The following is a 12817-nucleotide window of genomic DNA, read 5'->3' on the forward strand; positions in this document are numbered from 1 at the left end:
CCACGCAACACGCCACCCCGCCGAACACCCCGGACACATCGGACACCCCGAACACGAGGAAGACTCATGGCCCGTCAGCAGGACCCCCGCAAGCCGCTCAAGAACCGGCCGAACCCCCTGGACGCCGCCAGGATCACGTACATCGACTACAAGGACACCGATCTGCTGCGGCGATTCATCTCCGACCGGGGAAAGATCCGCAGCCGGCGGGTCACCCGGATCAGCGCCCAGCAGCAGCGACAGATGGCCACTGCCATCAAGAACGCCCGCGAGATGGCCCTGCTCCCGTACACGGGATCCGCGGCAGGCAAGTAGCGCGCACGACGCACCCTCCCCCGGAATTCGCTGTGCGGCGGGGGCGCGTTCGCGGCTCGGGATGCAGCACGGCGGCAGTCCGAGCACCATGGACGCATGGGCAGAGACGTCCCGGAGAAGGACACCTCCGGTCCGAGGTCTTCGGATCCGGGAACGGCGGCCCGGCGGGGCGGCCCGCCGAACCAGGGGCTCGCTCTCGCGGCCATGCTGTTCGCCGTGTCGATGACGTTCATCGACCAGACCATCGTCGCGATCGCCGCCCCGGACATCATCGATGAACTCGGGCTCACCTCCTCACAGATGCAGTGGGTCGTCAACGCCTATCTGCTGACGCTGGCCGCCTTCTTCGCCCTGGGCGGAAGGCTGTCCGACATCTTCGGGCACCGCCGCGTGATGCTGATCGGCACCCTGGTCTTCGTCATCGCCTCCGCCCTGTGCGGAGCTGTGCCCTCCGGGGACTTCGCGCAGGCCTGGCTGATCGGCTTCCGGGCCGTCCAGGGCATCGGCGCCGCACTGATGTTCCCCGCCGCGCTCGCCGTGGTCATCGCCGTCTTCCCGGTGGAGCGGCGGGGCCGGGCGCTGGCGCTGTTCTTCGGGGTGTCCGGGGCGCTGACCGCGGTCGGGCCACTGCTCGGCGGCTGGCTCACCGCGTGGACCTGGCGGGCGATCTTCTGGGTCAACGTGCCGATCGCCGTCATCGCCGTCGTACTGGCGCTGCTGGCCCATGTCCCGGACCGGGCCCGCCGCGAGCCGCTGGACCTGCCCGGTGCGGCGCTGGTCGCCGTCGGCATGGGGCTGACGGTGCTCGGTCTGCAGCAGGCGGGGACCTGGGGCTGGGACTCCGTCGCCACCTGGGCCTGTATCGCGGGCGGGCTGCTGGTACTGGCGGTGTTCTGCCGGTTCGAGCTGCGCACCCGCTTCCCGTTGATCAAACTGCGGGTCTTCCGCGATCTGGCGTTCCGCGTCGACAACGCCGTGCTGTTCTTCGCCATGATGGCGTTCGTCCCGGTGTTCTTCTTCGCCTCCGTGTACGCGCAGGTCTCGCTGAGCGCCTCGCCGAACCAGGCCGCGCTGTACCTCCTCTACTTCTTCATCGGCTTCGGGCTCGCCTCCCAGTGGGGCGGCCGGATCCTCGACAAGCGCGGCGCACGCCCGGCGATGAAACTCGGCACGGCGCTCGGCGCGGTCGGGTTCGCCCTGTGGGCGGGGAAGTTGACGTCCCTGTCCATGCACGACCAATGGCTGTACGCGGCCATGGCGGGCGCGGGCATCGGACTGCTGCTGGCGCCGGCCTCGACGGACGCGGTGAACCGGGCGATCGACGCCTCGTACGGCGAGGTCACCGGCATCACCCAGACCGTGCGCAACTTCGCCGCGAGCATCGGTCTTGCCGTCTACGGCACCATGCTGACCCATACGACGATCACCAAGGTGGACGAGACACTGCGGAGCAAGGGCCTGCCGGACGGTGAGGCGCACGACATCGCCGAGTCCGTCGCGCAGTCGGTGACCGGTCACGCGGACTCCCGGGGGCCGTCCGGCTCCGGGCAGGTGGCCGAGACCGTACGGGACTCGATGTCGGCGATCCGGATGGACTTCGCCGAGGCGAACCAGTGGGTGTTCTACGGGATGGCCATCGCACTGGCCGTGGCGTTCCTGATCTCGCTGCGCCATCCGGGCACGCGGGTGACGCGGGAGTCCTCCGACCGGCCGGGCGGAGCGTAGGAGGTCCAACCGACCGGGGCGGGTCGCTGCCGGCCGTGGCGGAAACGGCTCGGGCGACCGCGTGGCTCCCGGTCGTCGTGGACGGGGGCGTGTGCGGGGCACGCCGGGTGGGACGGGTCGCCGGACGCGTTCGGGCGGGGAGACGGTGTCGTGCTCCGTCACTCGGGCGTCGGCACACCCGGTGGATCAGTGGATCAGAAGGCGAAGACGGCGTTGTCGTTCATGCTGCCCGCCATCTCGCAGGCATTGCCGTACGTGGTGCTGAACTGGACCGGCTTGCCCTGCCAGACGCCGTGGGCGGTCACCACGACCGGGTCCCACTGACGGGTGCAGGTACGGTTCGACGGGCCGGCGGTCAGTTCGGAGAACTTGCCCTGGACCTCTGCCAGTTCCTTGCAGGCCGCGGCGGGCGTGGGGTGTGTTCCCTCGGCGGTGGGGGCGCAGGTGAGCGTGACGGCCCGCTCGACGGTGGCGGTCAGCGGGTCCTCGCCCCGGGCGACGGTGAGGACGAGCGCCGAGGGCGCGTAGAGGCTCTCCGCCTTCACCGGGGCGGCCTGTGCGGCGGTGGCCGCGAACCCGCCGAGCAGAAGGGTGCTCGCCGTGATGGTTGCGAAGATGGCGTGAGGATTGCGTCGCATCGGTGAAAACTCCTTGGTCGGGTGCCTGATTGCGGTCAGGAGTCTTACGCATGCGGAAAGTAGGCGCACATCGACGGCCAGCTTCCAGCCGCAGACGAACGTTCGAACCGACCGAATGGTCATTCGGGCAGCTCAGACACCTCGCGCGAGCCGTCCAGCATATGGACGGACTTCGGCGGTTCAATCCGAAACGACCGCTTGACCTGCGAATACTCCGGAGCGCTTCGATGCGCCAAACCGCCGCTTCGGCCGGAAAGTACCGCCGTCCGGGGTTCGCGCAGCGGATCGCCCCCTCCACGGACACCCACCGGCCGGTCGACCGCTCGTGGATCACGCGGAGGACACAATTCCGGATCCCGCTTGACCTGGAGAACTTAGGCCAGGCTAACCTCACAGCGTGATCGCTCCTGCCCTCGACCGAGAAGACCCACCGCCGCGTCGGCGCTCCGCGCCCGCTGCCGGTGCCCCCGCCATGACCGCCGCCGCCGGTCCCGGCGCGGCCGTGTCCTTCGCGGACCCCGAACCCGACGCCGGCCTGGACGCCCGCGACTTGACGATCGCGTACGACCGTACGGACGTCGTGCACGGGGCCGACCTCCGGCTGCCGCGCGGTCGCGTCACCGCGCTCATCGGGCCGAACGGCAGCGGGAAGTCCACCCTGTTGCGGGCCGTGGCCCGGCTGCACAAGGCCCGTACCGGCACCGTGACCGTGGCTGCCCAGGCCGAGGACGCCGCGCCCGTCGACGCGCTCGCCCTGTCGCGCTCCGACTTCGCCCGCCGCGTCACCCTGCTCGCGCAGAGCCGGAACGCTCCGGCCGGGCTCAGCGTGCGCGACGTGGTCGGATTCGGCCGCCACCCCTACCGGGCCGGGCTCCGGGGGTCCGACCCGGACGGGGCCCGGATGGTCGAGCACGCGCTGGCCGTCACCAACCTCGCCGAGTTCGCCGACCGCGGGGTGGAGAGCCTGTCCGGCGGGCAGTTGCAGCGCGTCTGGTTCGCCTGCTGCCTGGCCCAGGACACCGACGTACTCCTTCTCGACGAGCCGACGACCTATCTCGACCTGCGCTACCAGGTGGAGATCCTCGACCTCGTCCGCGATCTGGCCGACACCCACGGCGTCACCGTCGGGGTCGTGCTGCACGACCTGGACCAGGCCGCCGCCGTGGCCGACCAGGTCGTCCTGCTCGCGTCCGGGCGGATCGTCGCCGCCGGCACGCCCGCCGAGGTGTACGCCCCCGAGCGGCTCAGCGACGCCTACGGCATCCGCATCGACGTCGAACCCGATTCCTCCACCGGCATCCCGCGCACCCGCGCGGTCGGCCGCCACCACCTTCGTTCCGAAAGGCCCTGAACACCCTCATGAAGAACCAGCACCTGACGTGGCCCGTCCTCGCCGCCGCGGCCGCGCTCGCCCTCACGGCCTGCGGCACCACCGAGGCGCCGAAGAAGGAGTCCGCCGGGGACAGCGCGGTGACGGTCACCGACTCCCGCGGCAAGAAGGTCACCCTCGACGGACCGGCCAAGCGCGTCGTCGGCACCGAGTGGAACGTCGTCGAGACGCTCGTCACCCTCGGCGTCCAGCCGGTCGGCGTGGCCGACGTCAAGGGCTACACCGCGTACGACAAGGCCGCGCCGCTCACCAAGGGCGTCAAGGACATAGGCACCCGGGGCGAGCCCAGCGTCGCCACCGTCGCCGCGCTCAAGCCCGACCTCATCGTCGCCACCACCGACCTGTCCGACTCCGCCATCGCGCAGCTGTCCAAGGCCGCCCCGGTGGTCGTGGTCCGCTCCGCCGACGCGAGCCGTCAGATCGACCAGATGATCGACACGGTCAACCTCATCGCCGAGGCCACCGGCACCGAGGACAAGGCCAAGTCCGAGGTCGACTCCTTCCGCAAGGCGGTCGCGGACGGGAAGAAGAAGCTCGCGGACGCCGGTCTCGACGGCGAGAAGGTCGCCTTCGCCGACGGCTGGCAGGAGGGCAACCAGGTCTCGGTCCGCCCGTACGTCAAGGGCTCGCTGCTCTCCGACGTCAACACCGAACTCGGCCTCGTCGACCCGTGGAAGCTCAAGGGCGACAAGGCCTACGGCCTGGCCGCGACCGATGTCGAGGGCCTCACGAAGATCGGCGACGCGCAGTTCGCGTACATCGCCAACGACTCCGACGGCGGCGACCCGTTCGCCGACGGCCTCAAGGACAACGCGGTGTGGAAGTCCCTCCCGTTCGTCAAGAACGACGAGGTCCACCGGCTGCCCGACGGTGTCTGGATGTTCGGCGGCACCGCGTCGATGCGTGAGTACATCGACGCCCTCGTCGGTGCGCTGACCGACTGACGATGAGCACACGCACCACAACCGCCCCGCCCGCCCCCGTGAAGACGGTGGCGGGCGCGGCCGGCCCGGCCGGGGCCGTCGCCCCGGTGACGGCCGGCCCACCGGCCCGTCGCGGCCGGATGCTTCTCCTGGCGCTCGCGGGGCTGCTCGCCCTGGCCGCCCTCGCGGTCACCCATGTGAGCCAGGGCACCGCCGCCGTCGATCTGCACACGCTCTGGCAGCTCGCGACCGGCTCGTCGTCCGACCGGACAGCCCACGAGCAGACGGCCGCCGTGGTGCTGGACTCCCGGCTGCCCCGGCTCGCCGCGGGGCTCCTCGTCGGCTGCGCGCTCGGCGCGGCGGGCGCCGCCCTCCAGTCGGTGTCGCGCAACATGCTGGCCTCCCCCGACACGCTCGCCGTGAACGCGGGCGCGTATCTCGCGGTGGTCACCGTCGCCGCGTTCGGCATCTCCCTGCCCGCGCTGCCTGCCGGGGCCACCGCGTTCCTCGGCGGGCTCCTCGCGGCGGGTGTCGTCCTCGGTCTGTCGCGGGCGGGTGCCGGACCGGTCCGGCTGGTGCTGGCGGGATCCGCGCTCACCCTCGCGCTGTCCGGTATGAGCGGAACGCTGCTGCTCCTGCGCTCCCAGCAGACGACCGGGCTGTTCGCCTGGGGCGAGGGTTCGCTCGCCCAGATCGGCATGCAGTCCATCGACCGGCTGGCCCCGGTCGCGCTCCTGGCGTTCGCCGGGCTCATGCTGATGGGCCGACGCCTCGACATCCTCGCCCTCGGCGACGACGGCGCGGCGGTCGTGGGGGTGAGCCCCCGGCTGACGCGCAGCACCGCGGTGATCCTCGCGGTGCTGCTGGCGGCGGTGTCGGTGGCGGTCGCGGGGCCGGTCGGCTTCGTCGGCCTGTGCGCGCCCGCCGTGGTCCGGCTGCTCAGCACCTGGATCCCGGGCCTCGTCCGGCACCGGGCGTTCATCCCCGCGTCGGCGCTCGCGGGTGTGCTCGTGGTGCTCGGCGCGGATGTGCTGCTGCGTGCGGTGTTCGGCGCCCAGGCGGGGGCGGAGGTGCCCACCGGCATCGTCACGACCTGTTTCGGCGCACTCGTCCTGGTCGTCCTGGCCTACCGGTCGCGCGACATGGGCTCGGACAGCGGCTCGACGGCGTTCGCCCGGCTGCGCAGCCGGCGCGCGTTCGTCCTCACCCTGACGGTGACGGTCGTGGCGCTGCTCGGCGCGGTGGTGGCGGCGACGCTGTTCGGCGACGCGACGCTGCTCCTGGGCGATGTGGGCAACTGGCTCACCGGCCGTTCCGGCCGGTTGGTCACGTACATCCTCGACACGCGCGTCCCCCGGGTCGTCGCCGCCCTGCTGGCCGGTGCGGCGCTGGCCGTCGCGGGGGCCGTCGTCCAGGCGGTGTCGCGCAATCCGCTCGCGGAGCCGGGCGTCCTGGGCGTCGTCAGCGGGGCCGGGGTGGGGGCGGTGGCCGTCCTCACCTTCGTACCGCTGGCGAGCTTCTGGCTGATCAGCGGCTCCGCGCTGGCCGGTGCGGCGGCCGCGGCGGGGCTGGTGTTCGGTCTTGCCGCACGGCGTGGTCTGGAGCAGAACCGGCTGGTGCTGATCGGTATCGGGGTCCAGGCGGGCGCGGGCGCGTTCGTCAGTCTGCTGATCGTGCTGACCGACCCGTACAACGAGACGAAGGCGTTGGCCTGGCTCGGCGGGTCGACGTACGGACGGACGTTCCCGGAGCTGATTCCGGTGCTGGTGGCTCTGGTCGTCGCGCTGCCCGTTCTCGTGGTGATGCGCCGTGAACTGGACCTGATCGGGCTGGACAACGAGACGCCCGCGCTGCTCGGCGTACGGATCGGGTCCACCCGGCTGGGTCTGCTGAGCCTCGCCGTCCTCCTGACGGCGGGGGCCGTCGCGGCGGTCGGCGTGATCGGGTTCGTCGGCCTGGTCGCGCCGCACGCGGCACGCGCCCTGGTGGGCCGCCGTCATGTGCGGGTCGTTCCGCTGAGTGCGCTGCTCGGCGCGCTGCTGGTGGTCGTGTCCGACACGGTCGGCCGGACGGTCATCGCTCCGGCGCAGATCCCGGTCGGACTCCTCACCGCCGTGATCGGAGCGCCCTACTTCATCTGGCTGCTCTGGCGGTCACGGCGCGAGGGGTGACGGCGGCGCGGCCCGTCGCGCAGGCGTCGAACGCTTCGAGCGGGTGCCCGCGTTCTCCATCGCCGCCTCCTTCGCCAAGTTCGAGAGCGCGCGTACGCCGTACCGGGTGCCTGACCGCCGGTACGGCGTGCGCCTCTCGTCCGGGCGGGCTCAGACCGCGAAGCGGTGGCTCCCCGAGCCGAAGGCGAACACCGCGCAGCCGTCCTCCAGCCGCAGGAACCGGGCGCCGGTGTGCGTCACGTCCCCGGCCCGGCCCGCCGGGATCCACACCTCGGCGGTGGTGTTCACGGGGAGGCCCACGGTCAGGTGGAAGCGGCCCTTCTCCGTCTTCCAGTCGGTGGTGACCGGCCCGTGGAGGGAGGCGAAGCGGCCCCGGGCGCGGGTGATGCCGCCGCCGGGCCGGGGCCGCACGATGACCTTGTGGAAGCCGGGTGCGGCGGGGGCGATGCCCGCGATGTGGGCGTACATCCCACTCCCCCACCGAGCCGTACGCGTAGTGGTTGAAGGAGTTCATCCCGGCGTCCTGGAAGCTGCCGTCGGGCTTGATGGAGTCCCAGCGCTCCCACATGGTCGTGGCCCCGCGGTCGATCTGGTAGCCCCAGCTCGGGAAGGTCCGCTGGAGCAGCAGGCGGTACGCCACGTCGGTGTGCCCGGTGTCGGTGAGGACGGGGAGCAGGCGCGGGGTGCCGAGGAAGCCCGTGGACAGATGCCAGTCCTTCGCCTCGATGAGGGCGACGAGGCGGTCGGCCGCGGTGGTGCGTTCCTCGGTGGTCAGGAGGTCCATGGAGAGCGCCAGGACGTAGGCGGTCTGGGTGTCGCCCTTCACCCGGCCGCCGCCGGTGACGTACGCGGTCCGGAAGGCCTCGCGGACCTCCGCGAACAGCGCGGTGTACGGGGCCGGGTCCTTGCCCAGGGCCCGGGCGGTACGGGCCACGAGGTCGGCGCTGTGGGCGTAGTAGGCGGTGGCGATGACGTCCTTGGGGGTGTCGTCGGCGATGTTCAGCCAGTCGCCGTAGCCGGTGGCGGGCCGCAGCCGTCCGGTGCTGTGGGCGTCCAGGTAGTCGAGCCACTTCAGCAGGGAGGGCCAGGCCGCCTCCAGGACCCGGGTGTCGCCGTACGCCTGGTAGAGGGCCCAGGGGACGGTGACGCCCGCGTCGCCCCAGCCGGCCGAGCCCGCGCCGAGGCCCTCGACGTGCGGCGCGACGTCCGTGAAGGCTCCGTCGGCGGTCCGGTCGTCCTGGAGGTCGCTCAGCCATTTCCCGAGGAACCGTGCGGACTCCATCGCGTACGCGGCGGTGGGCGCGAAGACGTTGATGTCGCCGGTCCAGCCGAGGCGTTCGTCGCGGGCGGGGGTGTCGGTGGGAATGGAGAGGAAGTTGCCGCGCAGGCCCCAGGTGATGTTGCTGTGGAGCTGGTTGAGCATCGGGAGGTTCGTCTCGAACTCCATGGTGAGGGGCGCGTCGGTGTGGATCACCCGCCCGACGACGGCGTCCAGCGGTGGCTTGCCCGGACGGATTCAACCAGGTCCGGGACCGCCGTACGGGTGCGCTCACCGCGCTCGCGGAGGCGGGCCTGGGGCCGGACGCCCTGCGGGAGCTGCCCACGGAACGGCTCGACGTGGCGGCGGGCCGGGACGCGGGGGCCCGGCTGCTGGGGCTCTCCGACCGGCCGACCGCGGTGTTCTGCGCCAACGACCTGCTGGCTCTGGGCGTGCTGCAGTCCTTGTTCGCCGCCGGGGTCTCGGTGCCCGGCGATCTGGCACTGGTGGGTTACGACGACATCGAGTTCGCGGCGGCGGCCGCCGTGCCGCTCACGTCCGTACGGCAGCCGGCGGCGACGATGGGGGCACTGGCGGCCGGTCTGCTGCTGGAGGAGACCGGGGCCGGGGCGGCGGACGTGCCGCACGAGCACCGGCGGGTGGTGCTCCAGCCGGAGCTGGTGGTGCGCCGCTCCAGCCTCGCCCCGCGCTGAACGGCGAGCCGTCGGTCAGAGGTGGGCGAGGAGTCCGTCCAGCGGGCGTGGCAGGCGCCCGAGGTCCAGGGCCTCGGTCAGCGCACGGGCGTAGTGCTCCTTGCGGCCGCCGATGGTGCCCATGAAGCGCCGCAGCTGCGCCTCGACGGGCCGCTCGCGCTGGGCGGGCTGCCGCTGGAAGAGCCGGAAGGTGCGCAGATCGCCCTGGTCGTCGATGACCCGCTGGACGCCGTCGGTGCCGAGCGCCCGGATCAGCTCGTCCTCCAGGTCGGCGTGGCAGGTGAAGAAGCCCAGCGCCTCCAGGCCGTCGGGGGTGCGGGCGGTGCCGAAGCCGGTCCGCTCCAGGCCCTGGAGGAAGAACCGCTGCTCCGCCGCGTCGCACAGTCCGGCGGGCCGGACGTAGAGCCCGTCGGGCCCCAGCAGGCGGAGGAAGCGGGTGATGCTGGTGGCGCCCCCGAGCGGCACGACCACGGCGCCCTCGGCGGTCAGGTCGCGCCCCTGGCGTTCGGCCAGCGCCTCGACGGCCGCCCGGTCGCTGACGCCCTCCACGAGCACCACGGTGTGCAGGCCCAGACCGGCGGCCAGCTCGCGGGCGGCCGCGGCCTCGGCGGTCGCCGGTGTGTTCTCGTCAGCGCCGGCCCAGGCGATGACCGTCTGCCGAAAGTGCGTCACCGTGTCCACCGGGCCAGTCTCGCACCATGATCGGCGGGGGCGGCAAGGGTTTTCGCGTACGTGAACGAGGCGGGCGTCCGCAGGGCCGACGGAGCGTGTAAGTCGACGCGGGGAGCGCGTCCGTCACCGGGGGCGTGTACGTCGACGAAGGGCGGGTTCGTCGCCGGAGGCGCGTCCGTCACCGGGGGGCGGAAAACCGCCGCGCCAGATGCAGGCCGACGCCCAGGGCCAGCGCGAGCACACAGCCGGAAAAGGTCAGTCCGGCGTTCCTGAGGCCGATGCCGAGGGTGAGCGCGCCGACGCCGACGACGGGCAGGGAGATGCCCAGGTAGGCGATGACGAAGAAGGCGGACACGGTCGCGGCACGGTGCTCGGGCGGCGCCGCCGCACTGATCGCCTTCACCGCGCCCCGGAACGCCAGCCCCTGCCCGAGGCCGCCGCAGAGCGCCCCGGCGACGAGCAGCGGCAGTGAGGCGAACAGCAAGGAGGCCCCGACCAGCAGGAGCCCGGCGACCAGGACGAAGCAGCCGCCCGGCAGGGCCCGGCGCTCGCCGACCCGCCCCATGAGCGCCTGCCCGGCCGTGGAGGCGAGGAAGACCGAGAAGACGACGAGCCCGGTCAGGGCCAGATTGTGGACGTCGAGCGTCTCGGCCACGAACGCGGGGGCGACCGCCGTGAAGAGGCCCAGCAGGGAGAACCCGGCGAAGGCGGCCAGCGCCGAGGGGGCGAACACGGCGCGCACCTCGGGCGGGACGGCCAGCCCCTGCGGCCGCAGCCGGAAACGGCGGACGGGGGAGGTGACCGTCTCGGGCAGGAGGCAGGTCAGCGCGGCGGCCACGGCGATCAGCGCCAGATGCACGACGAAGGGCAGCCGCAGCGGCCAGGGGGCGTATTCGGCGAGCAGTCCCGACAGGAGCGGACCGCAGCCCAGCCCGCCCATGTTCGCGGCGGTCGCCGCCAGCCCGGCCCTGGCCGCGCGCCCCGGCGGTGCCAGCTCCATGACCGTGACCGTCGCCGCGCCGCTCAGCAGTCCGGCGGCGAACCCGGAGAGGAGACGGCCGGCGAACAGGGCGGGGAGCCCGCCCTCGAAGAGGAAGCAGAGCGCGCTGGCCGCCGAGAAGCCCAGGGCGGCCAGCAGAACGGGCCGTCGGCCCGCCTCGTCGGAGACGTTCCCGGCGAGCAGCAGGGTGGCGATCACCCCGAGGGCGTAGACCGCGAAGACCACGGTCACCATCAGCTCGGAGAAGCCGAGCTGTTCCCGGTAGAGGCCGTAGAGCGGGGTGGGCAGCGTGGTGCCCGCCATACCGATGGCGAAGACGGCCGCGGCGGCCGGATAGCCGAGGCGTCTCCTCCGGTGGGCGGGGCCGGTCGTCCGGCTCATGCGGCGGGCGGCGGGGCCGTCGGGGCGGCGGCGGGCGTGATGTGGCTGAGTACGCACCGCCAGCGGCCGTTCCGCCGTACGAAGACGTCCGTGGTCCATTCGTCGGCGTCGAAGCGGCGGCCGCCGTAGTGGGCCGTGTTGGTGATCCGGGCGGTGATCGTCGCGGTGTCGCCGTGGACCCGGATCCTCGGCGGGGTGACGGCCCGCATCGCCGCATGGGTCAGGTCGCCGGACTTCACGTAGCCGAGAAACGCCTCCCGGTCCGTGATGCCGGACTCGGAGACGATGACCCACTCGTCGGCCATGAACTCCGCGATCCGTTCCGCGTCGTTCGTGACGATCGCGGCGGCCCAGGCGTCGACGATCGCGGCGAGCCGGGCGTGGTCGGCGTCGGGCCCGCCCGGGTCCGCGGGCGGCTCGGCGATCTCGTCCTCTCCGCTCTCTCCCATGCCGCGAGCGTAGCCGTGGGCCGGGCGGGCCGCGCGTCCTACGGGGCGGGCGGGACCGTGCGCGGCCCTGGGCCGCCCTGCACGGTCCCGCCCCCTGGTCGGCGCACGGTCAGCGGTGGCGCGGGGTCAGCGCGCTCCGCCCTGGCGGCGTTCGAATGCGGCGAACGCCGCTTCCTGACGCCACTCGGTGGCCGCCTTGGCGTTGTCCGCGAGATAGCGGGCGCAGGACGGGGCGGGCGGCGCGCTACCCGGCCGGGATCCGGCGCAGACACGCACCGGGCGGTAGCCGGAGCGCTCGGCGCCGGTGGCCCACAGGCTGCCGCCGTCGAGGAAGGCGTACGTCAGCGAGGCGCGCGCCAGGTCCTTCAGCTCGGTGTAGCCGAGACCGTAGGTCGCGCGGGCGTACTGGTACTCGTGCCCGGCGACGAGGACAGCCTCGCGGATGTGGAACGTCAGGTCCTCGGGCTTGACCAGGCCGGGGGTCAGCTCACCGGCGTGCAGGGCGAGGCGGGCGTCCGGGTACTGGGTACGCAGGTACTGGAGCATCCGCATCTGGAGGCGGTAGTTGCGCAGGGCGCTCTCCCCGTCCTCCGGCTGGACGAGGTTGACGGCGACGAAGCGCGGGTCGCGCTCCGCGAGTCGCATGCCGACGGCCATCTGGGGGAACACGCGCTCGTTCGATATCTGATCCGACTCGCGGGCGAGAACGGCCTGTGCATCGACGCCACCGACACCGCCGTGCGCCCGCCCTGCGGACCGGGCACCCGGCCGGCCGCCGACGCCCGCCCGGACGCCGCGTTCCGTCAGCGGATCGTCCGCGCCTGGTCGATGCAGGACTTCCCCGCCGACCAGTCCGGCCACGACCACTTCTTCGACACCTTCGGCAAGTTCGGCGAGGCGACGCGCGACCGCGGCAAGATGCTCGCCAACGTCGCCAACACCGTGGAGCAGCAACCGTCTTCCCGTCGGAGCTCCACATGGGGTGCGGTGACAGCAGTCGGCATGCCAACGATTCTCCCCGGGCCGGCGGCGGGCAGGAGGCGGGCCAGCCGGAGCTGGGCGTGGGCGGCGATCACCAGCCGGGTCCACCGGTCGGCCGCTTACGGGCTTCGAAGTCCGGGCCGGTCCAGCCGAGTCTCTGCTGAACAGGCGAAACGTGTGCTTGATGGCGAAGCGGCGGAG

Annotated in this window: 9 protein-coding genes and 4 pseudogenes; 7 read left to right on the forward strand and 6 right to left on the reverse strand. The window is 72.7% G+C overall.

The window, feature by feature from the left end; genetic code table 11:
- The first annotated feature begins 66 nt into the window (after positions 1–66).
- The gene (gene rpsR / locus AC0VY3_RS19445; protein ID WP_103511912.1) at positions 67–315 is read left to right on the forward strand and encodes a 30S ribosomal protein S18; all 249 of its coding nucleotides are present in this window, start codon (positions 67–69) and stop codon (positions 313–315) included.
- Between the two features lie 96 nt (positions 316–411).
- Positions 412–2040, forward strand: a complete 1629-nt coding sequence (locus tag AC0VY3_RS19450) for an MFS transporter (protein WP_475550144.1) — start codon at positions 412–414, stop codon at positions 2038–2040.
- A gap of 194 nt (positions 2041–2234) precedes the next feature.
- Here the strand turns inward: AC0VY3_RS19450 and AC0VY3_RS19455 are convergent, their stop codons facing one another.
- Positions 2235–2678, reverse strand: coding sequence for a subtilase-type protease inhibitor (locus AC0VY3_RS19455; RefSeq protein ID WP_242739100.1), 444 nt, complete (start codon positions 2676–2678; stop codon positions 2235–2237).
- Between the two features lie 397 nt (positions 2679–3075).
- Between AC0VY3_RS19455 and AC0VY3_RS19460 the strand changes: the two genes are divergently transcribed.
- Genes AC0VY3_RS19460 through AC0VY3_RS19470 form a run of 3 tightly spaced genes read left to right on the forward strand, consistent with a single transcriptional unit; the run spans position 3076 to position 7162 of the window.
- Positions 3076–4029 (forward strand): ABC transporter ATP-binding protein, encoded by a 954-nt coding sequence (locus AC0VY3_RS19460; RefSeq protein ID WP_181011069.1) that lies wholly within the window; start codon positions 3076–3078, stop codon positions 4027–4029.
- 8 nt (positions 4030–4037) lie between these two features.
- Positions 4038–5012, forward strand: coding sequence for an ABC transporter substrate-binding protein (locus tag AC0VY3_RS19465; protein ID WP_103511908.1), 975 nt, complete (start codon positions 4038–4040; stop codon positions 5010–5012).
- Positions 5013–5014: 2 nt separating this feature from the next.
- Positions 5015–7162, forward strand: a complete 2148-nt coding sequence (locus AC0VY3_RS19470) for an iron ABC transporter permease (RefSeq protein WP_475550145.1) — start codon at positions 5015–5017, stop codon at positions 7160–7162.
- Positions 7163–7312: 150 nt separating this feature from the next.
- On the opposite strand, the pseudogene AC0VY3_RS19475 reads toward AC0VY3_RS19470, so the two are convergent.
- Positions 7313–8672: pseudogene (locus tag AC0VY3_RS19475) on the reverse strand (alpha-L-rhamnosidase-related protein); the annotation flags it as partial.
- Here AC0VY3_RS19475 and AC0VY3_RS19480 point away from each other — a divergent pair.
- A pseudogene (locus AC0VY3_RS19480) lies at positions 8660–9133 on the forward strand (substrate-binding domain-containing protein); the annotation flags it as partial. The pseudogenes AC0VY3_RS19475 and AC0VY3_RS19480 sit on opposite strands and share 13 nt — an antisense overlap.
- Before the next feature lie 15 nt (positions 9134–9148).
- Here AC0VY3_RS19480 and AC0VY3_RS19485 read toward each other — a convergent pair.
- The 4 genes and pseudogenes from AC0VY3_RS19485 to AC0VY3_RS19500 all read right to left on the reverse strand — a co-directional run.
- Positions 9149–9814, reverse strand: coding sequence for a TOPRIM nucleotidyl transferase/hydrolase domain-containing protein (locus AC0VY3_RS19485; RefSeq protein ID WP_475550146.1), 666 nt, complete (start codon positions 9812–9814; stop codon positions 9149–9151).
- 169 nt (positions 9815–9983) lie between these two features.
- Positions 9984–11186: an MFS transporter gene (locus tag AC0VY3_RS19490; RefSeq protein ID WP_103511928.1), complete on the reverse strand. Its 1203-nt coding sequence runs from the start codon at positions 11184–11186 to the stop codon at positions 9984–9986.
- Complete coding sequence (locus AC0VY3_RS19495) at positions 11183–11635, reverse strand: nuclear transport factor 2 family protein (RefSeq protein WP_475550147.1); 453 nt, start codon at positions 11633–11635, stop codon at positions 11183–11185. Before AC0VY3_RS19495 ends, AC0VY3_RS19490 begins: the two co-directional genes overlap by 4 nt.
- Before the next feature lie 126 nt (positions 11636–11761).
- Positions 11762–12316: pseudogene (locus tag AC0VY3_RS19500) on the reverse strand (adenosine deaminase); the annotation flags it as partial.
- Here AC0VY3_RS19500 and AC0VY3_RS19505 point away from each other — a divergent pair.
- Positions 12314–12589, forward strand: a pseudogene (locus tag AC0VY3_RS19505) (adenosine deaminase); the annotation flags it as partial. The pseudogenes AC0VY3_RS19500 and AC0VY3_RS19505 overlap by 3 nt on opposite strands.
- Positions 12590–12817: the final 228 nt, after the last annotated feature.

This window comes from Streptomyces sp. iso_384, from assembly GCF_056172905.1.

Coding starts and splice junctions, on each gene's coding strand:
- AC0VY3_RS19490 (WP_103511928.1), bottom strand. CDS start 11,186: ATGAGCCGGACGACCGGCCCCGCCCACCGGAGGAGACGCCTCGGCTAT.
- AC0VY3_RS19450 (WP_475550144.1), top strand. CDS start 412: ATGGGCAGAGACGTCCCGGAGAAGGACACCTCCGGTCCGAGGTCTTCG.
- rpsR (WP_103511912.1), top strand. CDS start 67: ATGGCCCGTCAGCAGGACCCCCGCAAGCCGCTCAAGAACCGGCCGAAC.
- AC0VY3_RS19495 (WP_475550147.1), bottom strand. CDS start 11,635: ATGGGAGAGAGCGGAGAGGACGAGATCGCCGAGCCGCCCGCGGACCCG.
- AC0VY3_RS19465 (WP_103511908.1), top strand. CDS start 4,038: ATGAAGAACCAGCACCTGACGTGGCCCGTCCTCGCCGCCGCGGCCGCG.
- AC0VY3_RS19470 (WP_475550145.1), top strand. CDS start 5,015: ATGAGCACACGCACCACAACCGCCCCGCCCGCCCCCGTGAAGACGGTG.
- AC0VY3_RS19455 (WP_242739100.1), bottom strand. CDS start 2,678: ATGCGACGCAATCCTCACGCCATCTTCGCAACCATCACGGCGAGCACC.